Source organism: Acinetobacter sp. TYF_19 (genome assembly GCF_043105125.1).
Lineage (GTDB): Bacteria > Pseudomonadota > Gammaproteobacteria > Pseudomonadales > Moraxellaceae > Acinetobacter > Acinetobacter johnsonii.
In genome coordinates, this window is record NZ_JBICLH010000013.1 from 150870 (window position 1) to 176796 (window position 25927).

At 41.8% G+C, this 25927-nt stretch carries 25 protein-coding genes; 4 read left to right on the forward strand and 21 right to left on the reverse strand.

Annotated elements, in window-relative coordinates:
- Positions 1 to 128: 128 nt before the first annotated feature.
- Both ACF8FD_RS01280 and ACF8FD_RS01285 read right to left on the reverse strand, forming a co-directional pair.
- Entirely contained in the window at positions 129 to 482 is a 354-nt protein-coding gene (locus ACF8FD_RS01280; protein ID WP_004994328.1) for a phage antirepressor N-terminal domain-containing protein, read from the reverse strand.
- A 17-nt stretch (positions 483 to 499) separates the two neighbouring features.
- The gene (locus ACF8FD_RS01285) at positions 500 to 697 is read right to left on the reverse strand and encodes a hypothetical protein (protein ID WP_392452906.1); all 198 of its coding nucleotides are present in this window, start codon (positions 695 to 697) and stop codon (positions 500 to 502) included.
- A gap of 75 nt (positions 698 to 772) precedes the next feature.
- Between ACF8FD_RS01285 and ACF8FD_RS01290 the strand changes: the two genes are divergently transcribed.
- Positions 773 to 1369 (forward strand): LexA family transcriptional regulator, encoded by a 597-nt coding sequence (locus ACF8FD_RS01290; protein WP_004994334.1) that lies wholly within the window; start codon positions 773 to 775, stop codon positions 1367 to 1369.
- Between the two features lie 118 nt (positions 1370 to 1487).
- On the opposite strand, the gene ACF8FD_RS01295 is transcribed toward ACF8FD_RS01290, so the two are convergent.
- A complete protein-coding gene (locus ACF8FD_RS01295; protein ID WP_004994336.1) occupies positions 1488 to 1715 on the reverse strand; it encodes a helix-turn-helix transcriptional regulator in 228 nt (75 codons plus the stop codon).
- A gap of 159 nt (positions 1716 to 1874) precedes the next feature.
- Here ACF8FD_RS01295 and ACF8FD_RS01300 point away from each other — a divergent pair, with 159 nt between their 5' ends.
- Positions 1875 to 2141 carry a hypothetical protein gene (locus tag ACF8FD_RS01300; protein ID WP_392452909.1) on the forward strand — a complete coding sequence of 89 codons (267 nt, stop codon included), beginning with the start codon at positions 1875 to 1877 and terminating at the stop codon, positions 2139 to 2141.
- A 104-nt stretch (positions 2142 to 2245) separates the two neighbouring features.
- On the forward strand, positions 2246 to 2866 hold the full coding sequence (locus ACF8FD_RS01305; RefSeq protein WP_004994339.1) for an HAD family hydrolase: 621 nt from the start codon (positions 2246 to 2248) through the stop codon (positions 2864 to 2866).
- Positions 2867 to 2897: 31 nt separating this feature from the next.
- Here the strand turns inward: ACF8FD_RS01305 and ACF8FD_RS01310 are convergent, their stop codons facing one another.
- The 17 genes from ACF8FD_RS01310 to ACF8FD_RS01390 form a co-directional block, all read right to left on the reverse strand.
- On the reverse strand, positions 2898 to 3338 hold the full coding sequence (locus ACF8FD_RS01310) for a hypothetical protein (protein ID WP_392452910.1): 441 nt from the start codon (positions 3336 to 3338) through the stop codon (positions 2898 to 2900).
- Positions 3339 to 3373: 35 nt separating this feature from the next.
- The gene (locus ACF8FD_RS01315) at positions 3374 to 3682 is read right to left on the reverse strand and encodes a hypothetical protein (RefSeq protein WP_227552262.1); all 309 of its coding nucleotides are present in this window, start codon (positions 3680 to 3682) and stop codon (positions 3374 to 3376) included.
- 250 nt (positions 3683 to 3932) lie between these two features.
- Positions 3933 to 4469 carry a hypothetical protein gene (locus ACF8FD_RS01320; protein ID WP_392452912.1) on the reverse strand — a complete coding sequence of 179 codons (537 nt, stop codon included), beginning with the start codon at positions 4467 to 4469 and terminating at the stop codon, positions 3933 to 3935.
- A 326-nt stretch (positions 4470 to 4795) separates the two neighbouring features.
- Entirely contained in the window at positions 4796 to 5356 is a 561-nt protein-coding gene (locus ACF8FD_RS01325; RefSeq protein WP_279678846.1) for a TPM domain-containing protein, read from the reverse strand.
- On the reverse strand, positions 5350 to 6423 hold the full coding sequence (locus tag ACF8FD_RS01330) for a TPM domain-containing protein (RefSeq protein ID WP_279678845.1): 1074 nt from the start codon (positions 6421 to 6423) through the stop codon (positions 5350 to 5352). Before ACF8FD_RS01330 ends, ACF8FD_RS01325 begins: the two co-directional genes overlap by 7 nt.
- A gap of 37 nt (positions 6424 to 6460) precedes the next feature.
- On the reverse strand, positions 6461 to 7051 hold the full coding sequence (locus tag ACF8FD_RS01335) for a LemA family protein (RefSeq protein ID WP_125280904.1): 591 nt from the start codon (positions 7049 to 7051) through the stop codon (positions 6461 to 6463).
- Positions 7052 to 7201: 150 nt separating this feature from the next.
- Complete coding sequence (locus ACF8FD_RS01340; RefSeq protein ID WP_279678844.1) at positions 7202 to 8080, reverse strand: metal-dependent hydrolase; 879 nt, start codon at positions 8078 to 8080, stop codon at positions 7202 to 7204.
- A gap of 223 nt (positions 8081 to 8303) precedes the next feature.
- Positions 8304 to 9725 carry an FAD-dependent oxidoreductase gene (locus tag ACF8FD_RS01345; RefSeq protein ID WP_005401346.1) on the reverse strand — a complete coding sequence of 474 codons (1422 nt, stop codon included), beginning with the start codon at positions 9723 to 9725 and terminating at the stop codon, positions 8304 to 8306.
- A 72-nt stretch (positions 9726 to 9797) separates the two neighbouring features.
- On the reverse strand, positions 9798 to 14273 hold the full coding sequence (gene gltB / locus ACF8FD_RS01350) for a glutamate synthase large subunit (RefSeq protein WP_171457921.1): 4476 nt from the start codon (positions 14271 to 14273) through the stop codon (positions 9798 to 9800).
- Positions 14274 to 14720: 447 nt separating this feature from the next.
- Positions 14721 to 15560: a hypothetical protein gene (locus ACF8FD_RS01355; RefSeq protein ID WP_005401348.1), complete on the reverse strand. Its 840-nt coding sequence runs from the start codon at positions 15558 to 15560 to the stop codon at positions 14721 to 14723.
- 7 nt (positions 15561 to 15567) lie between these two features.
- Entirely contained in the window at positions 15568 to 16653 is a 1086-nt protein-coding gene (aroB, locus tag ACF8FD_RS01360) for a 3-dehydroquinate synthase (RefSeq protein WP_005401349.1), read from the reverse strand.
- Positions 16654 to 16683: 30 nt separating this feature from the next.
- Complete coding sequence (aroK, locus tag ACF8FD_RS01365; protein ID WP_130235308.1) at positions 16684 to 17217, reverse strand: shikimate kinase AroK; 534 nt, start codon at positions 17215 to 17217, stop codon at positions 16684 to 16686.
- Between the two features lie 37 nt (positions 17218 to 17254).
- A complete protein-coding gene (gene pilQ, locus ACF8FD_RS01370) occupies positions 17255 to 19339 on the reverse strand; it encodes a type IV pilus secretin PilQ family protein (protein WP_130235307.1) in 2085 nt (694 codons plus the stop codon).
- Between the two features lie 19 nt (positions 19340 to 19358).
- Entirely contained in the window at positions 19359 to 19886 is a 528-nt protein-coding gene (locus ACF8FD_RS01375; protein ID WP_130235306.1) for a pilus assembly protein PilP, read from the reverse strand.
- Complete coding sequence (locus tag ACF8FD_RS01380; RefSeq protein ID WP_130235305.1) at positions 19886 to 20623, reverse strand: type 4a pilus biogenesis protein PilO; 738 nt, start codon at positions 20621 to 20623, stop codon at positions 19886 to 19888. Before ACF8FD_RS01380 ends, ACF8FD_RS01375 begins: the two co-directional genes overlap by 1 nt.
- On the reverse strand, positions 20620 to 21276 hold the full coding sequence (locus ACF8FD_RS01385; protein ID WP_168158668.1) for a PilN domain-containing protein: 657 nt from the start codon (positions 21274 to 21276) through the stop codon (positions 20620 to 20622). The genes ACF8FD_RS01380 and ACF8FD_RS01385 overlap by 4 nt, the downstream gene beginning before the upstream one ends.
- Positions 21276 to 22334, reverse strand: coding sequence for a pilus assembly protein PilM (locus ACF8FD_RS01390; RefSeq protein ID WP_086209047.1), 1059 nt, complete (start codon positions 22332 to 22334; stop codon positions 21276 to 21278). Before ACF8FD_RS01390 ends, ACF8FD_RS01385 begins: the two co-directional genes overlap by 1 nt.
- A gap of 165 nt (positions 22335 to 22499) precedes the next feature.
- Here ACF8FD_RS01390 and ponA point away from each other — a divergent pair, with 165 nt between their 5' ends.
- Complete coding sequence (gene ponA, locus ACF8FD_RS01395; RefSeq protein WP_279678839.1) at positions 22500 to 25028, forward strand: penicillin-binding protein PBP1a; 2529 nt, start codon at positions 22500 to 22502, stop codon at positions 25026 to 25028.
- Positions 25029 to 25059: 31 nt separating this feature from the next.
- Here the strand turns inward: ponA and ACF8FD_RS01400 are convergent, their stop codons facing one another.
- Positions 25060 to 25866: a putative RNA methyltransferase gene (locus ACF8FD_RS01400; RefSeq protein WP_094148984.1), complete on the reverse strand. Its 807-nt coding sequence runs from the start codon at positions 25864 to 25866 to the stop codon at positions 25060 to 25062.
- Positions 25867 to 25927 lie beyond the last annotated feature (61 nt).

Genomic DNA, 25927 nt, shown 5'->3' on the forward strand with positions numbered 1-25927 from the left:
TCGATCAAAATCGAAGTGTCTGGATGCCAATCAAGACATTCATAAGAGCTCATGTTCCCGCATGGGCTTTTATACTTTTTGCCGAATGAAAATAATTGCTCTACGGAATAAGTAGTGAAATTATTTGGTTAAGCATTTAGTTGCTGCTTGAATAATTTCAGATAGAAGCTCTTTCTTAGGTCCAGATGGATCACCAATGATTCCTGCAATATTTTCGCTATCCAGTATCCAAGAATTTTTTGAAATAAATGATACTTATGGTTTTCCAAGACGGCTATTAAATGTAAATGACATATTGTAGGTATGGTGATTTCCACCATACCTTGTGCAAAACACTGTTTTAGTTTGACGAATTGCCTTTTCCAATCCAAGCCCATACCTTCAACAATAGTTTGCATGAGGGTGTAGGGTTGCCCTTTATGCTCAACAACATATAATTCAGCATTATGGAAAGGTACTGCGATTTGGGTTAGACTTCTCATGGTTTCGATTCCTTTGGTTAGGGTTGAATGTGGGCAGATTGGTTACTTTGGCGAGTGTAATCTGCTTTTTTGTTGTCTGGACTTTCTAAAAGACCTTCATGCTGAAGGATCAATTTTAAATAGTGGTTGAATTGACCGCGATATGTGCGGTTTTCGCGTTTTGCAGCAGCCTTGACAATATCTGCTAATTCGTCATCATAAGAACATGTGTACATGATAACTCCTTTCATAACTTCAAGATAGCAATTGATAATTTATGATAGGTTTTGATAGCTGTCAAGGATTTTTTTATGGTTGCTGATTTCTCTGAGCGTTTAAGGTTTTTTCGATCACAGCGAGGGCTATCTCAACAAGAATTGGCTAATGCAGTTGGTATTTCAAGAAAACAAATTTCTGATTATGAAGTTGGTACCGCAAAACCACGTCAAGCTACATATATGAAAATCTTAAAAGCGCTTGATATAAGTGATCAGATTTTCAGTAAAAGTGATCTTTGTTCTCTTGATATAAATGATTTAGATGGCGATCAGGTTATATCTTTTAGCAATAATGATGGAGATAAAATTATGCTCTCTAAATCATTTTGCACTAAAAATCATTTAAATGAAGTAGATATACTAAGCGTTTTTAAGATTAAGGGGGATGCAATGCAGGAAACCCTTTTTAATGATGATTTAGTTTTAGTTGATACGTCAGATAAATACTTTATATCGGGATTAATTTATTTAATATATTTCTATGGTGAAAGAATGGTTGTTCGTTTACACCGTAGTGCTAATGGGTTGATTGAAATAACTAAAGACAATTCAGCTTATCCTGACAACACGGTGAACGAGTCAGAAATAATAGTTTTAGGTAAAGTAGTATACAGGCAAGGGTTGATCTAAATAATAGTTATCAAGTATGAGGGCAAGAGTATTGCCTAATACATTCAGACTGTTTGAAATGATCCTGAGTTGTATCTAAAACATCCTATTGAGCTTTAAAAAAAGAGATGACATTTTACTAGGTGTCATCCCTTTCTTCATCCCCATTAGTATATTCAAATAGATCTTGCATATTACAATCAAAATATTTACACAAAGTATCAGCAACCGAAAGTTCAATTCGTATTGCCCGGTCATAGTAAAGACTCGTTAGCGTATTGCGATTAATACTGGTCGCCTGAGCTACCTCACTTAACTTTAAAATTTTTCGTTCACCCATTAAAGCTGACAATCTACATCTAATCATAGCAACCTTCAAATCAGAATAATAACCTACAGTAAGTTAATTTAACTTGATAAATAATTTTTAAAATGATAATTTAACCTATAGAAGGTTATTTTGTTTCATAGTGAGACAATTTAACCTTTCTAAATATCATTATATAATTTCTATGCGAGTTCAGCTATGAATAACTATTTTTCTCCAAAATCCTCTGTTTCAGAAGAAGTCCGCTCAACTGCTGTTGCTCTAATCAAAGAGTTTAATATTGACCGTACATTTGATTTAGCCTTATTTCTGAATGTTAATCCTAACTTAAATGACCAAGATGCAACTTTAGCTTGGGTTAATTACTTTTCAAAAACTCAAAATGACCTCAACGACTTCAATCATGTTAGACGTCATTTCATGAAAAACTTTCCTAAAATTATGTTTGCAAACTTCAGTGAATAAAATAATCAAAGGGAGATATCAAATATCTCCCTTAAATTTTTATAGTAATGCTCTTATGGTAATCTGAACAAGAAATAAAGCTTAATTTAATTGGGTATAGAAATATGGAATCATTTATAAAAGCAGGCCATATTGAGCCTTCAGTCATTATTTTTGACGTATTTGGCACACTTGTGAAGATAGGGGAAAGACGCTCCCCATATAGAAAATTAATAAAATGGCTTAAGGAAAATGGGCGACAGCCAAAACCTGATGATGCCAAATTCATTATGTCTCAAAATTTAAGTTTTACTGAACTTGTAAAATTACTAGGAATAAATATTCCAGACCAATTATTACAAGAACTTGAGCATGATTTAAACGATGAATTACAATCCATTGTTCTATATGAAGATACGCTCTCAACTTTAGAAGAATTAAAAGAATTGGGATTCAGATTGGCATTATGCTCAAATTTAGCCATGCCATATGGAAAAGTTGTTTCTTCATTATTACCTAACATCGATACTTATGCTTGGAGTTATGAAGTTGGTGCAATTAAACCAGAGTCACAAATTTATCAATATTTAATAGATCAATTAGAATGTCGTGCCAAAGATGTTTTGTTTATCGGAGATACACCTTTAGCTGATTATAGTGGTCCAAATGAATTTGGTATGTCAGCACGTTTAATTGATCGTAAGAATGGTCAAAAGCTAGCAGATGTTTTAAACGACATACTTTAATAACTCATGGACGCCACCTAATAGTGAATACTCACAGCTCCTCATTTTTCCATTTTTTAAATTCTGCAATTCGTTCATCAAGCTCCAGAACCCATGCTGGTTTTATATGTGGCACATTTGGACGCTCAACACCTTGATGGTCAAAAAACTTATATACCATTGCCGCCAACTTGATAAACGCCTGTTCAAACGTATTTGCCCAAACATCTAAACGATAATCATGATAATGCTCTGGGTATAATTTACCACCATCTTCTACTTTATTGAGATGTGAGCCAGTTTCTAAATAAATCACTAATTGTCCATTATCTTCATCATTATATGCACCGTGATAAACATTTTGGCAATGCCCCCCTGTATTCCAGTGCCATGATGGTACATCACCAATAACCGTCCAAAAAGCTGGCTGTGTATCAATAAAATGATAAGCAGTTAAAAAGTCTGTTGGATTTGCGAGATTATGCTTGCTCATTTTCAAAGGCAGTCTGTAAAGCAGATTGTAAATGCTCAAATTTTTTTTATCGGTGTAGGAAAAAAACTACTAGGAAGATGCTCAGAGGTTTTAAAAAATAGGCAACCACTCTCTTTATCCTCACCAAAATATTGATAACCCTCTGGTAGAATCTGTGAATCTTTAGGTTTGACATGATGGATCTGGTGTTGTACGTCTTTTAAGCTTTCGTGAATTGCTTCCATACGATCAGGGTAAGTGACCACAAGTTTCGTATCCCACAGTGATAAAATTGCTGGTTCAGTTATTTTGGGTAACTGTTCTAATAACCAGTCTGGTAATTGTTTTAATTCAGTCTGTTGCATTTTTAGTTATCCTATTTTTTAACAATTTCAACATGTTACATACGTTACACAACATAATTTGTGCAAGTTGAGTATAAGTTAGTCCATAGGAGTATATTGTCACACAATGGCTTCGACAAGCGTCCGACTAAGCTCACGCCGAAGTCTCAGCCAACAGTTTCCTGAGCTTATTGAAGGAAAAATATTCCCCGTTTATTTTATACGACTCACTTACCTTTCCATTGAGCCATTATAGATTTTTCATCTTGGTTTAGATGTTCAAAAAGCTTGAGTTTCCTTTCTTTAGTTTTTCTATATAAGCCTCACATTGAGCAGCTAAACCAAGATGATATTTTAAAGCGCTTTCCACTCTTGCTGTCTCATACTCAATACTTTGAATTTCACGCTGCTGAGCAAAGACTTGAATCGCAGGATGTAACTGTTTTGAGCAACTTGCATCATTGCTAAAGTATTTTAACGTCTTGGTTTTGGCAAAATAAATTGCAGCAAACAATCGCCCATCTTTAAAAACAATCGCTGATGAAGCATCTAAACTGCTTCCAGACCGACCTTCATAATACAGAGCCTCATCTGTCTTTAGTAAATAGGGCGCTGAGTAATTATCGAAATTAGATTGAAATTTTAGATAATCATGCTTTAACAATGTTTGAAGTTCTGTTTGGATTTTTGGATTCAAAGCAATTTGAGGAATTGATGAAATATCTGAATATTGAATTAAGTCTAACGCTTGTGCATGAATCAATGTAGGAAGAAACAAAAGAAGAGCAAAGGAATATTTCTGCTTCATAGCGGGAACGGGTCTGTCGATTATTCGATGATGTCCATATTGACTTACTTATGGATTGTTCATTTTATGTGGACACTTATGGAGTATCAATTAAAGTAAAACCTTTTTGAACATTCATAACATTCTCCACAAATGTTTATTGTTTATTTATAAGCTTTGTAAAGCTAATTTAGCTTAATTTATAGTTAGCACTAACTGTGCCAAAATTGATTATAATAAAATTCACAGAAAAAACAGCAATTTGTAGAAATAAAATTGTTAAAATGTAGTTTTGTTGTTTAATTTAGTAAAAAAGTGACATTTTACGTCACTAATCCACCTATTTTCTAGCCTAATATGATTGGATTATTACTCAATTCATTCTGCTGATCTGTTGTTGACTGCGCATAAAAATTATTTAACACATCGCCTATATTAAATACGCCCGCCATAACAGCTTCCCGATATTGATGTTTGGAAAGTTGTTCAGTCATTTTTTGGCAAATTTCATCCCAAACAGTTTGGTCGGTTTGTTTTTGAATCCCCCGATCAATCACAATTTCAACTTTTTGTTCACATAAATTTAGATATAAAAGAATGCCACTATTAAACTCGGTATCCCAAACACCCAGTTCAGCGAAAAGTTGTCGTGCACGCATTTGAGTATTTTGATAGTAGGCTTGATTTGAAGGAATATTTCCCTCAATCACCACCTGAATTTCTCCTGCATGTCCATATTCCGCTTCCATCACTGCCTGTGCGATTGCATATTGATCCATTTTATTAAAATAGCGTTTAGCCGCAGGCATATAGAAAAAATGCTTTAACCAGCGTTTAAAGCTTGGTTGATTCATTTCTTCCATTTTAGGCTGTGTGATAATTTCTGTTGTTTCTGTTTTAGTTACCATGATCCTGATGCTCCTCCCCCGCCAAAACCACCGCCTCCACCGCTATATCCACCACCACCTCCAAAGCCGCCACCACGGCCTCCGCGCCCACCTCCGCCGCCAGAAGAGAGAAAGAGCTGAAATATCGTTTGGGCTAAGGTCGTGATGAGTAAAAAGAAAATCCCTCCACCAATCAGTAAGCTGGTGACTAAACCTGCTCCATTCACCAAGCCTGCCACGGTTCCTGCAACTGCAGCCGTCGAGGCACTTAAACGCTTACCCACCACAAAAGATCCTATTGCGCCAGCAATTAAGATAAATAAAGCAGTACTAAACGTTTTACTTTTGGCTTCCTGCTCCCGAATGGCTTGGTCTTGACGTTCTTGTAGTTCTTGCGTCGCTTGAGCTGCAACTTCAGGATCAAGATTTAAAATCCGTTCAATTTCAGCAAGTCCCGCATCGATTCCTTGGGCATACTGAGCTTGTTTAAAATATGGTGTGATTTGTTGGTTAATAATGCGATTCGCAATAATGTCAGGGATGACTCCTTCCAAACCATAACCCGTAAGAATCTGCATACGCCGGTCATTAACGGCAATTGCAATCAGCAAACCGTTGTCCTGCTTTGCTGAACCGAGCTGCCATTGGTCTGCAATACGCATGGCAAAACCAAAAATATCCTCTTGACCTGTGGTCGGGACAATCACTACGCCTATTTGTGCCTTTCCTGTGTCATGCAAGGCACGAATTTTTTGGCCAATGGCTTGCTTATCTTCAGCACTTAAAATATGTGCTTGATCGATCACGGGTTCATTTAAGGTTGGTAACGCCCGTATCGATTCACCTTCTGCCATATCATTGGCAACGGACGGCTGTGACACGGCATCAGTATTTGTCGAGCTTACATTATTGGAACTCTCCGCTTGCTGACCTTGAATCATCTTTCCAGCAACAACTGTTTCCTCAGCACCATCTGTTGCTGTAGCAACCTCTGCCCATGTTAAAGAACTTAGACACAGCAATCCTGATAAAATGAATGTAAGCACCCATTTATATGAAAAACGTACGAACTGCTGCTGCCCTATCATTCATTCACCCTATGGTTGCGATTACTTTAAGTCACAGCTAGTTAAATGACACCGTTGGCGCTTTTTGCGCACTTTGCTCTGCACTAAAGTTCGGTTTGGTGTCCATACCAATTACCTTAGCGGTCATGACTTGTGGGAACTGACGCGCATAGGAGTTAAAGTCTTGTACTGTACTAATGTAGCGATTACGCGCCACAGCAATACGGTTTTCAGTGCCTTCAAGTTGAACTTGCAAATCACGAAATTGCTCATTGGCTTTTAAGTCTGGATAGTTTTCTGAGACCGCAATTAAACGCGACAATGCACCTGTCATTTGCGCCTGCGCTTCTTGATATTTTTGGAATAGAGCTGGGTCTTCCAATACTTCTTTATCGACTTTTAAACCTGCCACATTGGCACGAGCCTGTGTGACCTCAGTTAGGACTTGCTCTTCATGCTTAGCATACCCCTTCACTACATTCACCAAGTTCGGCACCAAATCTGCGCGGCGTTGATATTGGTTTTGTACTTCCGACCACGCAGCTGTAACCGCCTCATCTTTGACCTGTAAGGTATTATAACCACAGCCCGATAGCGTTAACGTGCTCGCAAGGGTAACAACGACAGCAGTTTTTTTCATAAAATTCATTCAGCTATCCTCTTTCTTTTGTATTTATTGCAACAACCTGATTGTAAACACATTTGATTATCCTTTTGTTGCTTTTAGTTAAAGCATCTAAAAATGAAAAAACCGAGTAAACTTCACTCGGCCTTTATTACTCATTTCTTATACTTAACATTAAACAACCGCGTGCAACTCCTGCTGAAAACGTTCGAATTGATAGTTTTCTGCTAAACGAGTTTTCCAGTATTTCAACAGTTGGCTGTAATCAATGTCAGAGGGATGAAAATTGGTTTTATAATAGGACAGATATTCAGGCAGTAATTGCACAAACATCTTCGCCAGTAAATACAATCCAAAAAGATTCCCGCCCAATTTCGGTACACTCTTTTTAAGGTCTTGTAAAAATAAACGGCTGGCCGAGTAAAAAGTTAAACTGGCAAAGCCTGTTGTTACACTACGCATGATTAAACGACGGATCTTGTCATCGCCATACACATCTTGATAAACATCGAACGCAACCGCGCGATGCTCAATTTCTTCAATGGCATGCCACACCCAGAGTTTAACCGCATCATCATCCAAGGTACTCAATACCTCAGGGTGTCTTAAGATATAGCCACCTAGAAGCGCCGTAAAATGCTCAAAAGCGCAGGTGATTGCGAGCTGAATTTTAGGATGCAGGTTTTTCACATAATTATCTTTACGCGCCAACCACGCCTGAAAACGATCAAGATTATAATCATCACGGCGCCATGCCGCATTAAATGCAGTGTGTGCTTGAGAATGCATCGCCTCTTGACCAATAAATGCCGCAATCTGCGCTTGAAGATTGTCATCCTTCACTTGGTCACGAACATTGCGCACGCTATGCACAAAGAACTGTTCTCCGATGGGAAAAGTCGAAGACAATGCCGTCAGTAAATGCGACATGACTGGTGAATTGGCAAAATAATGTCGGCGAATGGCTTTGGGGTTGAATTGCAAACGTCGAATTGTAATACCCTGAGCTTTTGGACGATGTTGGTATAATTTTTCTGTCGTCACTTGAGTCATGTCCATTTCCTAACATTTAACGGAGCGATCTTCAGTACCTGAATTTAGAGGCCATTCACATATGGCAAAAATGCTTAGTGCATTTGCAAATTCATCCATTTTTACCAGACTCTCTACCAGATCTTTTTCGATTTATCCCGACCCACCTCTTTCATATCATCTCAGGCAAACAGTGATCATAAAAAAACCCGCCGAAGCGGGTTTTTGTGTTGAACGATTTAGATTAAATGTCTAAATAATCCAAAATACCTTCAGCTGCTTGACGGCCTTCCCAAATCGCTGTGACAACAAGGTCTGAACCACGAACCATATCACCACCCGCAAAGATTTTCGGGTTTGAGGTTTGGAATTTATAAGTTTGCTGTTCAGCTGCAACCACACGACCCGAACCATCAAGGTTAATATTCACATTTGTAAACCAATCCGCAGGGCTGGTACGGAAACCAAATGCCAATAACACCGCATCTGCCGGTAAAATTTCTTCTGAACCCGGAATTGGTTCTGGACTGCGACGACCACGGCTATCCGGCTCGCCAAGTTGAGTCGTAACCACTTTCACGCCCGTAACTTTGCCATTTTCACCGACGATTTCAATCGGTTGACGGTTAAACAAGAAGTTCACACCTTCTTCTTTGGCATTTTGCACTTCACGACGTGAACCTGGCATGTTTTCTTCGTCACGACGGTATGCACAGCTCACCACTTCTGCACCCTGACGAATCGAAGTACGGTTACAGTCCATTGCTGTGTCACCACCGCCAAGAACAATCACCTTTTTACCTTCAACACTGATGTACTCACTTGGATCTTTTTCCCAACCTTGAGTACGGTTGACATTGGCAATCAAGAAATCTAATGCATCATAGACACCATTAAGGTCTTCACCTGCAAAGCCGCCTTTCATATAGGTATAAGTACCCATACCCATAAACACCGCATCGTATTCTGTAAGCAGTTGATCGATGGTGACATCTGTCCCAATTTCAGTATTTAAACGGAATTCCACGCCCATACCCGTAAAGATTTCACGGCGACGCTTCATCACATCTTTTTCCATTTTAAATTCTGGAATACCAAAGGTCAGTAGACCACCAATTTCAGGGCGTTTGTCGAATACAACAGGTTTAACCCCGCTACGCACCAAAATATCAGCACAGCCTAGACCCGCAGGGCCTGCACCAATGATCGCGACTTTTTTATCCGTCCACTTGACTGAAGACATATCTGGACGCCAGCCCAGTGCAAACGCAGTGTCATTGATATATTTTTCAGCGTTACCAATCGTCACTGCACCAAAACCATCGTTTAAGGTACAAGCCCCTTCACATAAACGGTCTTGCGGACAAACACGACCACATACTTCTGGTAGCGTGTTGGTTTGGTGACACAGTTCTGCTGCTTGGAAAATACGGCCTTCAGCAATCAACTTTAACCAGTTTGGAATATAGTTATGTACTGGACATTTCCATTCACAATATGGGTTACCACATCCTAAACAACGGTGGGTCTGATTTGCTGCCACTTCCGCTGTAAAAGGTTTATAAATTTCCACAAACTCTGCTTTGCGGACCTGAATCTCTTTTTTCTCTGGATCTTGGCGTGCTACATCCAGAAATTGAAAGTCATTGTTTAGGCGCTCTGCCATGTCTCTCTCCGTGGGTAGGTGCAGCCCGTTTATCTATCGTCTGCACCTGCCTATGTATCAGCAGTAGTGGAATTATTGTGGATCAGCTTGAGTGGTTTTCAACAAAGTCTGTAAGTTGGCAGCTTTCGGTTTCACCAACCAGAATTTACGACTGTAGAAATCAAACTCGTTACGGATCTTGTACGCCCAAGCACTACCAGTCTCAGCAATGTGTTCATCTAAGATACGGCTTAAGAACTCTTTATGTTCTTCCATCGATTCAGTCGAAATACGATTCAGCTCAATCAACTCGTGGTTGTAATGATCAACGAAGTCATTATCAAGGTCAAGAACGTAAGCAAAACCGCCTGTCATACCTGCACCAAAGTTGTGCCCCACTTTACCGAGTACAGTCACGATACCACCTGTCATATATTCACAACAGTGATCGCCTGCACCTTCAATGACAGCAAAAGCACCCGAGTTACGTACTGCAAAACGCTCACCTGCTGTACCTGCCGCGAACAATTTACCGCCCGTTGCACCGTATAAACAAGTGTTACCAATGATTGCCGTTTCTTGAGTTTGGAAAGGCGAACCTTTTGGCGGGAAGATCGACACACGACCACCTGCCATGCCTTTACCCACGTAGTCGTTCGCATCACCTTCTAATCGAATGTGCAAACCACCTGCGTTCCAAACACCGAGGGATTGACCCGCAGTACCCACCAAGTTCATCTTCACTGGGTGCGCTTCCATGCTGAGGTTGCCATAACGACGTGCAATCTCACCTGAAATACGTGCACCAATTGAACGGTCACAGTTACCAATGGTGAAGTGATATTCACCTGTGGTCCCAGCTTCAATTGCTGGTAGCATTTCAGCAACCATTTTCTCAGCAAGCAAGCCTTTATCAAACGGTGCGTTACCTTCAACTTCACAGTACTGCGCCTTACCTTGCGCAGAAGGATGTGACTCCAGTAATGCGCTCAAATCAAGGTGCGCATGTTTCTCCGTTTCACCTGGAAGCATTTCAAGCAAATCTGTACGACCAATCAAGTCTTTGAGGCTTGAAACACCCAACGCTGCCAGCCACTCACGTGTTTCTTCAGCAATGAAGGTGAAGAAGTTGATGAGCATTTGTGGCTCGCCAATATAATGTTCTTGGCGTAAATGATCTTGTTGAGTTGCAACACCCGTTGCACAGTTATTCAAGTGACAAATACGCAGGTATTTACAACCTAAAGCAATCATTGGCGTAGAACCAAAGCCAAAGCTTTCTGCACCTAAAATAGCTGCTTTCACCACATCTAGACCGGTTTTCAAACCACCGTCGGTTTGAACACGAACTTTACCGCGCAGGTCATTGACACGAAGTGCTTGATGCGCTTCAGAAAGACCCAACTCCCAAGGCGAACCTGCATGGTGAATTGAAGACAATGGAGAGGCTGCTGTACCACCGTCATAACCTGAAATGGTAATGAAGTCAGCATAGGCTTTTGCCACGCCTGCAGCAATGGTGCCTACACCTGGCTCAGACACCAGTTTCACTGAAACCATCGCTTGAGGATTGACTTGTTTTAAGTCAAAGATCAATTGTGATAAATCTTCAATTGAATAAATATCATGGTGCGGTGGAGGAGAAATTAAGGTCACACCCGGTACTGAATAACGTAAACGTGCAATTAAGCCATTCACTTTACCCCCTGGTAATTGACCACCTTCACCCGGTTTAGCCCCTTGCGCCACTTTAATCTGCAAGACTTCAGCAGAGGTTAAATACGCAGGCGTTACACCAAAACGACCTGATGCAATCTGTTTGATTTTCGAGTTACGAATGGTGCCATAACGCGCTGGATCTTCACCGCCCTCACCCGAGTTTGAACGGCCACCAATGGTATTCATCGCAATCGCAATCGCCTCATGCGCTTCAGGAGACAATGCACCTAAAGACATTCCTGCAGAGTCAAAACGCGGTAAAATCGCTTCTACAGACTCCACTTGATCTAAAGCAATCGAGTTATCTGTTTTTAACTTTAATAGGTCGCGAATTGTTGCCACTGGACGGTTATTCACCAGCTCAGCATATTCTTTAAAGTCTGCATATTGACCAGAACGTACTGATTTATGCAAAGCATTGATCACATCTGGGTTGAATGCATGGTATTCCTTGTCGAAAACAAATTTCAGCAAACCACCTTGGTCGATTGGTTTACGTGTTTTCCATGCATTTTCAGCCAATTTCTTTTGGTCATTTTCAAGATCAGCAAAGGTTGCACCTTTGATACGGCTTGGTACACCCGTGAAGCATTTTGAAACCACTTCTTCAGACAGACCCACCGCTTCAAACAACTGACCACCACGGTAAGAGGCCACCGTAGAAATACCCATTTTTGAAAGGACTTTTAACAAGCCTTTTTCAATGCCTTTACGGAAATTCACTTGTGCTTGGATTGGGTCACCCAATAGCTCACCTTTTGCAACCAAGTCATTGATCACATCATAAGCAAGGTAAGGATAAATCGCAGTTGCACCAAAACCGAGAATAACCGCAAATTGGTGCGGATCACGCGCCAATGCCGTTTCAACAATAATGTTGGCATCCGTACGTAAACCAACATTAATCAGGTAGTGATGCACAGCACCCGTTGCCATCAATGCATTGGCAGGCAAGAAACCTTGACGAATTTTCTTATCAGACAACACCAATAAGGTTTTGCCGTCACGAATCGCTTGCGCTGCTTCTTCACAGATACGCGCAATTGCAGCTTCTAGACCTTCATCTTCCGCATAATTTAAATCGATATCTGCAATTTCATAACCCTTACGACCTAACGTACGGATTTGATGCATTTTCGAATTTGACAACACTGGGCTTGAAATAATCAAACGATCCGCATGCTCAGGGCTTTGTTCAAAAACATTCTGCTCACGGCCTAAACACGTTTCCAATGACATTACAATCGATTCACGTAATGGGTCGATTGGTGGGTTGGTGACCTGAGCAAACTGTTGACGGAAGTAATCCGATACATGACGCACTTGGCGAGACAAAACCGCCATTGGCGTATCATCACCCATTGAACCCACTGCTTCCTGACCACTTTCAGCGATTGGACGAAGCAATTGGTCACGCTCTTCAAAGGTCACCATAAACATTTTTTGTGATGCTTTCAGGTCGTCGCCTTTTAAGCCTTGATCACATAAATATTCTTCAAGCTCTGGACTACCTTGTACACGAACCGAGTTTTCACGTAACCATTCACGGTAAGGACGCATTTTTTTCAAATGCGTGCTGACATCTTTAGTGTCGAGCATTTTACCTGTGAAGGTATCAATCACTAGAATTTGACCTGGACCGACACGACCTTTAGAAATCACGTCTTCAGGCTCGTAGCCCCATACACCAATTTCAGACGCCAGTGTGATGTAACCATTTTTGGTAATCACCCAACGTGCTGGACGTAAACCGTTACGGTCCAACATACAAATCGCATGACGACCATCTTGAATCACGAGACCAGCAGGACCATCCCACGCTTCCATATGCTTCGAGTTAAACTCATAGAATGCACGTAAATCAGCATCTAAAGTTTCCACGTTCTGCCATGCTGGAGGAACCAACATACGCAGTGCACGGAACAAGTCCATACCGCCGCCCACAAGAATTTCAAGCATGTTATCTAAGCTTGAAGAATCCGAGCCAGTACGGTTCACGATTGGGTTGAGCTCAGTTAAACCAGGCAATAATGGGTTTTCAAACTTTGGCGTACGCGCCATCGCCCAGTTACGGTTCGCAGTAATGGTATTAATTTCACCATTGTGTGCAAGATAACGGAATGGCTGAGCCAAAGGCCAACGCGGCAATGTATTGGTCGAGAAACGTTGGTGGAACACCACAATATGTGACTCAAGACGTGGGTCTGCCAAGTCTGTGTAGAAGTCAGCAATCGCTTCAGGCATCATCAAGCCTTTATAGCTAATCACTGTTGAACATAATGTGGTTACATAAAATGAAGGGTCATTAGTAAGCTGCTGCTCTGCACGGCGGCGTGCCAAGAAGAGTTTACGGTTAAACTCAACTTCAGACACACCCATTGGGCAGTTCACAATAATTTGCTCAAATGCAGGAAGTGACTGCATCGCAATCGAACCTAAAGCATCGTTATTGGTCGGAATCACACGCCACGCCAAGACTCGACAGCCTTCAGATTCAATTTCTTTAGTTAGAATTTGTTTTGCATGTGCTGCAATTGCTGGGTCGAGGCTTAAAAACACCGTGCCGACAGCAAAAACTTCACTGAGTGTAATATCACTGAGTTTTTTCGCTTCTTCACGGAAAAACTGTTTTGGCATTGCTAAGAGTAAACCGCAACCATCCCCTGTCTTACCATCTGCAGCAATACCACCGCGGTGGGTCATACAGCTCAGACTGTGCATAGCAGTCTTGACAAGATCATGGCTTGCATCACCCTGCATATGGGCGATTAAACCAAAACCACAGTTATCTTTAAACTCATCCGGTTGGTATAAACCTTGAGCGGGAGCTACAGTATTAGGCGATGGCATGTGCATAGCGTACCCTTCTTTCTACAGGCCCTGTCGGGCGTCTAACAATCTAATTACTTCTTGCCGATTCGTTCAATTGACTCATATTCAGATTCTGATTGAAGTACAGCATTTTTTCTTCACACCCAAGATAGACTGATTTTCGTCTTTATGCATGTCTTAATTGAAAAAATGTATGCAGCAGTCACGCACTTTTATAAGGCACTTGGCCGCTACTATTTCGCTCATAAATCGAATCTTTTTTGCGCCAAAACAGTGACATCAACTCAATTCATGCACCATTAAAGCAAGTTTTATGCCAATTATTTATTTTGTGTGTTAAGCGCTTTAGTTTTATTAGGTTTGTGTTTTTTACGTAAAAAACTAGTTCGAGGATAATCCATTTATTGCACCATATCTGTGCACATATGGAATTTACATTTTTTGATGCGCCATAATGATCCAATTTTAATTAAATGGGTCAGTCACTTCAGGTTCATTTGTTTTATTTTGTGGCGCATTCTCTACGGTCGTTTGTGACTTTTGCACATCAACCACATTTCCATCCGCATCACGACGAGTAACCGTTGTCGATGTGGTCGATTGTTTATTTTGTTCAACTGCTGCACGTGCCGCTTGTTGACGCGCAGCAAGCGTAGCTTCATCAATCACAGGCACAGCGGCTGGTTTCAACTGCACGGCATAGAGCTTATTGCTAAGTCCAAGTTCATCAGAACCGAGATCATTGACATATTCAGCATAGCTTTCAATTTTTTCAACTTTGGGTTGCACCGACTTCGGCAACGTCAGTTTTAAATCCGCCAATGCCTTTTGCGCCTCATTGGCATTTTTATACACACCATAGATCAGCACATATTGCTCAATTTGGTTTTCACCCGTCAGTCTTAAGTAACTAAACGCTTGACGATCAGATTGTCTTTGCAAAAAGCGCTTAATAATCGCCTCTTCTGAAACTCTAAACAACTCAACTGCACTGTTCTTTTTATTTTCCTGAATAAATTTGGTCCCACGGAATTCAGCTTCATGCTGCGCGATTGCTACAACACGTGTCGTCATATCCAAAGGTTTTACTTCATCGAGGAATGAACCTAAATGTGCGGTTGTTGCGACTTTTTCTGGCTGAATTTGTAACTCAACTTCAGATTCAGCTTTTTTTTCAACTTCAACCACAGTCTCTTGATCTGTAATGGCCCAAAAGACTAAGGCGCCAAACAAGCATACCCCTCCGAATGCAAGCCAAATATAATTTTGCTTTGTCTGCCACTGGGTTCGAAGGGTTGTTGCCATAATAAAGTTATGCCTGCTCTTGGTTGGCTAAAATCGCCTGTTTCATCAATTCTACATCAAATGTTTTGGTAATGATGGCCTGTCCTACCGCTTGCATCAAAACCAAACGCAGTTGCCCGTTCAAGACTTTTTTATCATGAGCCATATACGCCAAAAAGTCATCGAGGGGAATCTGCGGACATACTATCGGTAAATTCGCGCGTTGAATGATATTTTTTGTACGCGCCAAATCTTCTGCACTGATCCATCCCATACGCTGCGATAAATCTGCTGCCATCACCATACCTGTTGCCACAGCTTCACCATGGAGCCATTCACCATAGCCTAGATAAGATTCAATCGCATGTCCAAAGGTATGCCCAAGATTCAATAAGGCACGCTCACCTTGCTCTTTTTCATCATTGGCAACAATACGCGCTTTATGGGCACAAGAACGATACACAGCTTCAGCCAGTGCAGCTTCATCACCCTGCACCAAATCATCTATATGTTGTTCCAACCAAGTGAGAAAGTCTGTATCCCCCAAGAGTGCGTACTTAATCACTTCTGCCAAACCTGCGGATAACTCACGTGCTGGCAGCGTTTTAAGTTGAGACATATCCGCCAAGACCACTTGCGGTTGTTGAAATGCCCCGATCATGTTTTTACCCAGCGGATGATTAATCCCTGTTTTACCACCAACACTCGAATCAACCTGTGAAAGAAGTGTCGTTGGCACCTGAATAAAATAGACCCCACGCTGGAAGCATGCTGAAGCAAAGCCCGCCATATCTCCAATCACACCACCACCTAAAGCTAAAACTGTACAATCACGGTTGAAGCCTGACGCTAGCAATGCATCAAAAATCAGGTTGAGGTGCTCAATATTCTTATATTTTTCTCCATCAGGCAAAATACAGGTTGCAACTGTTTTTCCCAACGCTTCAATTGCTGCCACGTAACGCGCTAAATACAAAGGCGCGACCGTTTCATTACTCACAATCATCACTTGGCGCCCGTGAATATACGGCTCAAGTAAAGCGTTTGGATCTAAATCACTACCAATAAAGATCGGGTAACGGCGTTCGCCAAGTTCAACATATAAGGTTTGCATGGATCAAATCACTTCAAAACTGAATCAAAACTACTTTAAAAGAATCAAGTTTAAGATACGCTGCGCAAGATCACGTGCAGCCCCTTGATTGGTCTCAATAATATAATGGGCAACTTCACGATATAAAGGATCTCGAACGCTGAGTAAGTCACTTAACTTTTGTTCAGGATTCTCCACTTGAAGCAGTGGGCGATTTTTATCACGATAGGTTCGCTGTAGTTGAATCTCTACAGGAGTATAAAGATAAACAACGATACCCCGTTGTTTTAGGAATGCACGATTTGGAGCCTGAGTCACCGCCCCACCACCTGTGGCCAAGACCAAGTTAGGTCGGGAGGTTAACTCATCGATTACAACCGTTTCACGACTACGAAACCCAAGCTCACCCTCTTTTTCAAAGATCCATGGAATCGTTGCCCCTGTTTTACGTTCAATCTCATGATCACTATCGAGAAATTCACGTCCTAACAGTTCAGCTAAATGTCGTCCTACCGTTGTTTTTCCAGCCCCCATAGGCCCTACCAAATAAATATTTGGTAGGGTTTCAAACTCTTTGCTTGGCAAGGAGTCACCTTTTAGATTTGTTCAAATTGAAAATATATTAATGATTTCTTGAAACACTGTCATTAACAATTCGTGGTGTCACAAAAATCAACAACTCAGTTTGCATCGTCGTTTTGGTATTATTCTTAAATAAATTACCAACTACGGGTAAATCACCTAAAAATGGCACTTTTTGATAGTCATTACGTTTCACATCATCAAAAATACCACCCAGTACGACAGTCTCACCATCCGCAACCAACACATTGGTTTGTAATTCACTGGTGTCAATTGCAATACCATCATTGGTAATGTCACCAATCGAGTCTTTCTCAACCATCAGTGCCATCTGAACTTTACCATCCGGGGTAATGCTTGGCGTCACTTCTAACTTCAAGTTTGCCGCACGGAACTCGGTTTTTAAGCCTTCCGTCGCACTCCATGTTTGATAAGGAATCTCTGTACCACGTAAGATATAGGCTTTCTGTTTATCGCCAGTAAGTACTTTAGGCGCCGACAAGACTTCACCATGTCCATCTGCTTGAAGTGCGGTTAGTTCAAGGTTTAACATATAGTCTGAAATTTTCAATAAACCAAAGTTAAATGTTCCTGCTGTCGAGGTCGCCAAATCCACACCTAAATCAAAACTTGGTTGAAAATCCCCACCCCAAGTTGGGCTATTATTTCCCGCCTCTTTCTTCGCACTCCACTTAATCCCCAATTCACGAGAAAAGTCTGTTGACGCTGTCACAATACGTGCTTCGACCATCACCTGTTTCACTGCGACATCCAGTAAGTCGATCATACGTCGGATTTTGTCAATATTTTGCTGCGTATCATTAATGATTAGCGTATTGGTACGCGAGTCAGAAACTGCACTACCACGAGCACTCAACAAACTTTCCAAAGCCAAGGAGTCTGAGCCCGCTGTACGATTTGACTCACTTCCTTTGCTATCACGAGAGTCTTCCAACAACTTCAGTACATCCGCCGATTTAGCATAACTCAATTGAATGTAATCGGTTTGTATTGGTGAAAGCTTAATACTTTGCGCAATCGCTTTGGCTTCATCTTCCTCAGATTTGATCAGCTCAGCTACAGGTGCAATCCAAATCACATTGCCATTGCGACGCTTATCCAAATTCTTGGTTTTCATAATAATATCAAGCGCCTGATCCCACGGAACATCTTTAAGGCGCAAGGTAATATTGCCTTGTACTGTGTCAGAAGCCACCATGTTAATGCCTGTAAAATCAGCCAAGAGCTGTAATACACGTCGCACTTCAATATCTTGAAAATCTAAAGAAATCTTTTTGCCTGTATAAGCACTTGGTGCTTTAGGCTTCATTGGGTTTTTATCTTCAGGACGCTTTAAACTAATCGTGAGCTTATCTTCTGCCTGATAAGCCATATATTCAAAACTGCCATTCGATTGAATTGTGATCAGGCCGTTACTACCATCGTTTTGTGCATCAATGGTCGAGACTGGTGTTGCGAAATCATTCACATTGAGACGACGTGATAAATGGGCAGGAATTTTATTTCCCAAAACACGAACCACAATTTTACTGCCTTGCTGTTTCACATCGACAGGGGTATTGCTACCTTTTAAATCAATCACCACTTGGCCTTCACCGTCTGAACCACGCTGGAAGCCAATATTCGAAATACCTTGCTCTGAACGCACCGCAGCAACAGGTGTTGCGACCGTTGGGTTCGCTGAATTAATTTTCAGAATAAAGGTATTACCTTCAACACGTGTAGTAAATGCACCAGCATCAGCTAAATTTACAGTTAAACGTGAACGCTGCGCATCTGAAATTACATCTACTGTACTTGCTTCAGCCGTTGCAACCGCAATACTGCCTTGTTTTAAGCTCTGCTGCGCTTTATCAAAATCCAAAACCAAACGGGATGGCTGTTCCAACTGATAGGCTTGCGGTTGAGGTGGCAAACCGTTGAACATGACACGAATTTCTGTTCCCTGTCCCGGAATTTGCATCGGCACAATATTCGTAATACTGACTTGCGCACTTGCAGCCTGCATCACCGCCATTGCAATTGCGCCCATTGAAAACTGACGGAACATATGGTTCATCGTATTGCCATCCCCAAATATAAAATCTTTAGCACTATTTTTCATTTTTATTCCTTTTCCTTTTTTAAGGCGCCGGCCCAATTAATACCAGGCTTCTCGGGCGCTCGACATAGCCCTCACGCCCATCCGGAATAATTTCAACCAAATCAATTTGTGTGGCGGTGATATTAATCACACGACCATGATTCATCCCCAAATAACTACCACGCTGCACGCGTTCAATTTCACCATCAGGTGTTTGAATCAACGCCAAAATTTGTCCATTTTGCCCGCGCATGCTGCCTTTCATGTTCAGCGATTCAATCGCATAACTTTCCAAAGGTTGTAATTGGCGAGATAGGTTTGGATAGACACGTTTTCCAGCCATAATTTTCAGTTCAGCCGCTAATGAGCTTGGCATAAACGGACTCTTTAATTGATGTGCGGCATAATTAAAAGTCGGTACAGGTGGGAAATCTGGCGCAGGTTCAATCGGCAATGGTGGCTGATTGCGAATTTCGGCCATTTGCATGTTGACCGCATCAATACGCGAATCACAACCGACAAGGAATAGTCCAATGCAGAGACTAAGCATGAGATTTTGATAGTTCATTACTTGGCACCTCCTGCATCGGCTTTCGTATCATTCTTTGCATCTTTCACATCAACATCTGTGGTAGCCGTCGCCCCGACATAACGGTAGGTTTTTGCTTTTACACTGTATGAAATTTGAGGAATATCCGTCTTTTTCTCATTGTTACTTGATGCTGAGATATCGAAGTCATGCAAGGTCACAATACGCGGTAAAGCTGCAATTCCACTGACAAATGAGCCAAAAGAATGATAATCACCCGTCGCTTCAATGGAAATCGGCTGTTCGATAAAGAACTCTTGGCGAATTTCTGGTTCTAAACGAATATTTTTAAACTTTAATCCAGAATTTACGCCGCTCACGTTGATATCTTCAACCAAGCCAGGAATTTCAGTTTCTTTCGGCAGCTGTTCTAACTGCTGATTGAAATTGGCTTCCATTTCTTGCAATTGCGCTTGATATTGCTGCAAGTTACGTAATTTTGAATCTTTTTCACGAAACTCATTCAGTAAATTTTGTTCTTGTGCATGTGCATTTGAAATCGCGTCAAGCTTCGGCTTAATCACGACAAAATAACCCAATGCCCCAATCACTAAAATGATAAAGATCCAACAAGTCAATTTGACTGAAAAGGGCCAACTGCCGTAATTATTTGGATCTAAGGTATTAAACTGTTGAAAAAACTTATCAACCGTCATTTTTTTCTTGGTTACAGCATGGTTTTCTGATGTTAATTCTTCAAATTCATCGCGACTCATTGTGCTGCCCCCGCTGTTGAATTATTAACTGTACTTGCGGCTTCAGGTGTCGTCGCATCAGGTGCTACCGGCTGTGCAATCTCATCTAAATCTGCGGTGACCACAAAGGTGCCATAGGTTTCTTCAATACGTGGCACGATGGAACTTGGTGCTTTATCTTTTTTCTCTTCAGCAACCAAGAATGAATTCATAAAGGCATTGCGATACCACGCCGATGCTTCGAGATTTCGTAAGAATTCCGCAACTGTATTCGGGCTTTCCGCTTTCCCTTCAATGGTAAATTTATCACCCGTACGCACAAACTTAGTAATGTACATATTACTTGGTGTGACACGTACCATTTCATCGACCAAACGCACAGCCACAGGACGTTGACCTTGCAAGCCTTGGATCAACTTCATCCGTTCAACAATCGCATTACGCTGCTCTTGCAGACCTTCTAATGACTTTAATTGGACATCTAAGTTTTGATTGGTACTCACCACCAACTGATTGGCCTGTTCTTGATCTTCAAGTTTTTGACTGTAAAAGAACCAAGCCAAAGCAACAGCTAAAACCCCAACTAATGCAGCCCCAACACAATAGGCAATAAATTCTTTTTTTCGTTTCTCTCTTAACGCATCACGCCAAGGGAGTAGGTTTATTTTTGCCATTAATCAAAACTCCTCAATGCCAATCCACATGCCACCATGAGTGATGAAGCATCATTTTCAATTTTTTTAATGTCGATTTGTGGAGAAAAGCCCATCTGTAAAAATGGGTTAGCAATGGTGACCCGATAACCTAATTTTTGTTGTAATAACTTCGCGAGTCCTGGAATATTGGCATTCCCCCCTGCCAATAAAATATGGTCGATCTCATTAAATTGAGAGGACGAAAAGAAGAACTGCAAAGAGCGTGCTGCTTGTTGCACCACAGCTTCAAGAAAAGGCTCAAGCACTTCAATATCATAGTCGTCAGGCAGGGTACGGCTTTTTTTGGCACGTCCAGCTTCTTCAAAAGACAAACCATAACGATTTTGAATTTCTTGCGTCAGTTGTTTCCCACCGAAGACCTGCTCACGGGTATAAATCACTTTATTGTTTCGCATAACAGATAAGGTCGTCATGGTGTGACCAATATCCAAAATACCAACAGTGTTCACGCCCATCGGTAGAGTGTCAGAAAAGACTTTAAATGCATTTTCTATGGCAAAACTTTCAACATCGGCAATTTTCGGTGTCAAACCCGCAAGCTCTAATGCTTCGGCACGTGCCTCTACATTTTCAATGCGAGTTGCAACGAGGAGTACATTGACACGATTAGGATTGGCTAAACGGTCTGGAAGGACTTCAAAGTCCAAACTCGCTTCATCTAATGGGAATGGAATATATTGCTCAGCATCATCACGAATCTGAATTTCACGTTCGTCATCGTTCATATCGGCATCCATTTCAATGATTTTAGTAATCACCATGGACGTCGGAACTGCCAGTGCTACGTCTGTCGATTGAACATTGGCCAAATTTACCGCACGCTCAAGGGCATCACCAACTGCTTCTGGATTCAATATATTTTTTTCGACCACACTTCCTTCTGGTAAAGGGACAAGTGCATAGCTCTCCACCCAATACCGATTGTTTTTAACAGAAAGTTCCAATACCTTAACAGAAGTCGAACTAATATCTACTCCTATTAACCCCTTACTTGGCTTACGATATAACCTGAGCACAGTATCATTCCTATTATTTTTTTATCCCCAAAAAAAGTAACCCACTAATTAGTCCGCGTCTATAATTTTATACGGATACAATAACTCATCTAACATTCCGTATGTGTACAGGATATACTGACCGCTAATTAGTTTGCCATTAGCTCTTATTAAAACTTACTTGTTATGAAAAAGCTATCTTGTTCGGGCCGTGTTCATCCATTTTTTTTGATCATTATTATAATGTTGGTCTCAATTCCAATGGGTTTTTATGGCATGTATCTCTATATTGCCCCATCTTTGCCGCAAATGACAACTCTAAAAAAGGCGCCATTACTAAAACCTTTACAAGTTTATAGTGCGGATAACCAACTCATTTCGGAATACGGTGGCAAGCTATCTGTACCCGTAGATTACGATCAGATCCCACGAAGTTTTATTCATGCCTTCTTAGCGGCGGAAGATTCTTCTTTTTTTGAGCATAGTGGTATCAGTTTTAAAGGTTTAGGACGTGCAGTCAGTGAAAGTATTACTGGGTCAAACGTCCAAACGGGTGGCTCGACCATCACCATGCAAGTGGCAAAAAACTATTATCTCAGTCCCGAGCGTACCTTAAAACGTAAGTTGACTGAGGTTTTTCTGGCACGAAAAATTGAACAAAATTTGACGAAAGAGGAAATCTTAACCCTCTATGTCAACAAGATTTTCTTGGGTAAAAATGCCTACGGTATCGCAGCGGCTGCTAAAATTTACTACAACAAAAGCTTAGACGAACTCAGCATTGCTCAAATGGCAATGATTGCTGGTCTACCTAAAGCGCCATCTAAATACAATCCAGTGGTCAACCCCGAACGTGCTTTAGAACGTCGTAACTGGATTTTGGGTCGTATGCTCCAGCTAGGCTACATTAACCAAAGCCAATATGAAAAAGGGATTGCGGAACCAATTAATCTTGATATGCCTGACCGTGGGGTAAGCAATCGATTTCCCTACATCGGTGAAATGGTCCGTAGCGAACTGATTGAAAAGTTCGGCGAGCACGCGATTGACTCTGGTTATAAGGTCTACACCACCATCAACAGTGAACGCCAAGCCTATGCCGAACAAGCGGTACAAGATGGTTTAGAAGCCTATGACCGTCGTCATGGTTGGCGTGGTGCGGAAGCTCATGACAAACCCTTAAGTAGCTTTAGTGCATTTGCCAACACCTTCCCTGCCGAAGTTACCCGTGTGAATCAAAATAGTTTTGATGCCTTAATGCAAGATGGCTCAACGGTAACCGTACCATGGTCTGGCATGTCTTGGACACGCCCTTATCGCAATGCAAATGCGGTAGGCGGTGCACCATCAAGAGCACCTCAGATTGTTAAAGTAAAAGACATTGTACGTCTGCGCCCCAATGACAACAAAACCTCATGGGCTTTGGTGCAACTGCCTAAAGTTCAGGGCCAGCTGATTGCACTTAACCCAAACAATGGCGCTGTAGAAGCATTGGTTGGTGGTTATAATTTTTATCAATCTAAATTTAACCGAACCACACAAGGCTGGCGCCAACCAGGTTCGATTATTAAACCCTTTGTCTATGCACTCGCTTTAGAGCGCGGTATGACACCGTATAGCATGGTCAATGACAGCCCGATCACCATTGGGAAATGGTCACCACGTAATGCCGATGGCCGCTATTTAGGCATGATTCCCCTGCGTCGTGCACTGTATTTATCGCGGAATACCGTGTCAGTTCGACTCCTTCAAACCGTGGGCATTGAACGGACACGCCAATTGTTCATGGACTTTGGCTTAACCGATGAACAGATTCCCCGTAACTATACCATTGCACTCGGAACACCTCAGGTTTTACCGATTCAAATGGCCACGGGTTACTCAGCCTTTGCCAATGGCGGTTATCGTATTCAACCGCACTTCATCAATCGTATTGAAGATGCCTATGGCAAGGTCATTTATCAGAACAACCCCGAATATGCATGTATCAGTTGTATCTCTCAACAAGAATCAAATCCTCAGTCTGCTGACACCATCACACCTGATGATGAAGTAATTGAAGTCACTAACCAAGATCTAAACCCCACTGAAAAATCGGCAAATCCTGTTGAGATCAACAGTGACTATCGTCAAGCGCAACGTATTTTAAAATCTAGCTCTGCTTATGATATGGCGAATATTTTAAAAGACGTGATTCAACATGGTACAGGCCGTGCTGCGCTGCGTATTGGACGAGATGACTTGGGCGGTAAAACAGGAACCACCAATGATGCAAAAGATGCTTGGTTTGCAGGCTTTAATGGCAAATTGGTCACTGTAGCGTGGGTTGGTTTCGACCAACCCACAACTTTAGGACGCCGCGAATACGGTGGTGTGGCTGCGCTTCCAATTTGGACAGACTTCATGGCCAAAGCCTTACAAGGCACGCCTTCGGCGTGGGTTCAACTCGATGCCAAAGCCAAAGCGCCAATTCAACGCCATCAGAAAGAAACACCTCAGAGCAACTTAGGGCCAACCCCACCTTTGGCGCAGCCGTTGTATCGCCCTGCACCGGTGGTGGTTCCACGTGCTCCTGAGCGTGACTTTGATGATTTGCCTGGTGAAGAGGAAACGTTGGTTCCAAAGAACAGCACCCCACCCACCATGCAAGCACCCATAGAACAACCAAAACCTAAATCAGATGCGCTCGATCATTTGATTGATCAAGTCCAATAATAAAAGCCCGCATCTGCGGGCTTTTTTATACTTATGCTTTTTTCTGAAACAGTAAAATTTGATACTGCGCTTGTAGTTCAAAAGCTGTTTGAGCCTCTAAAGCTTCACGGCGCTCTTGTTTTGCTTTATAGGCATAAGGGGTCATGGCAATCAGGTTTTTTAAGTCCTGCTGATTAAGCTTAAGTTCAGCATCAACAACATCATCACTCACCAAATCAAACGCATCACTCAACTGCTCTACAAATTTGCTCGGTTCATGCGGCTTCACCTCTTCGAACAGAGCTTCACGCATGGCATACAAATGCTGAGGCGCAGGCGTCACTACAAATAAATATCCTTGCGGCTTGAGCACCCTTAAAATCTCTTGTTTTGGAATCGGGCTAAATAAACTGCTACATAAATCAATTGACTGATCCAGTACAGGTAAAGTTGCTCCAGTACCCACAACCCAAGTAATCTTTTTATTGATTTTCGCAGCCACTTGCACTGCATTTTTCGCAATATCGACACCAACACATTGCAGCACTTCAGCCTGCATCGCGTCTGTGTAATAGCCTTCACCACAGCCAATATCGAGTAAATTTTCAATACGTAAATCACGCACCTTATTTACAACTGCTTGCTGTAAAGGCGCGTAATGACCTGCACTTAAGAAGGCACGGCGGGCTTGTACCGACTCAGGCGTATCCCCCGGATTTTTGCTGTGCTTATGTTGGACGACATGCAGATTGACGTAGCCTTGTTTCGCCACATCATAACTATGTGAATTCGCACAGCGCCATGTTCTTTCGTTTAAAGTTAGAGTCTCACGACACACAGGACACATGAGCAGATTCATTATTTTCTCCAAGACATTACCTCACGCATAAAAAAAGCCGGCAAATACCGACTCTTTTCAT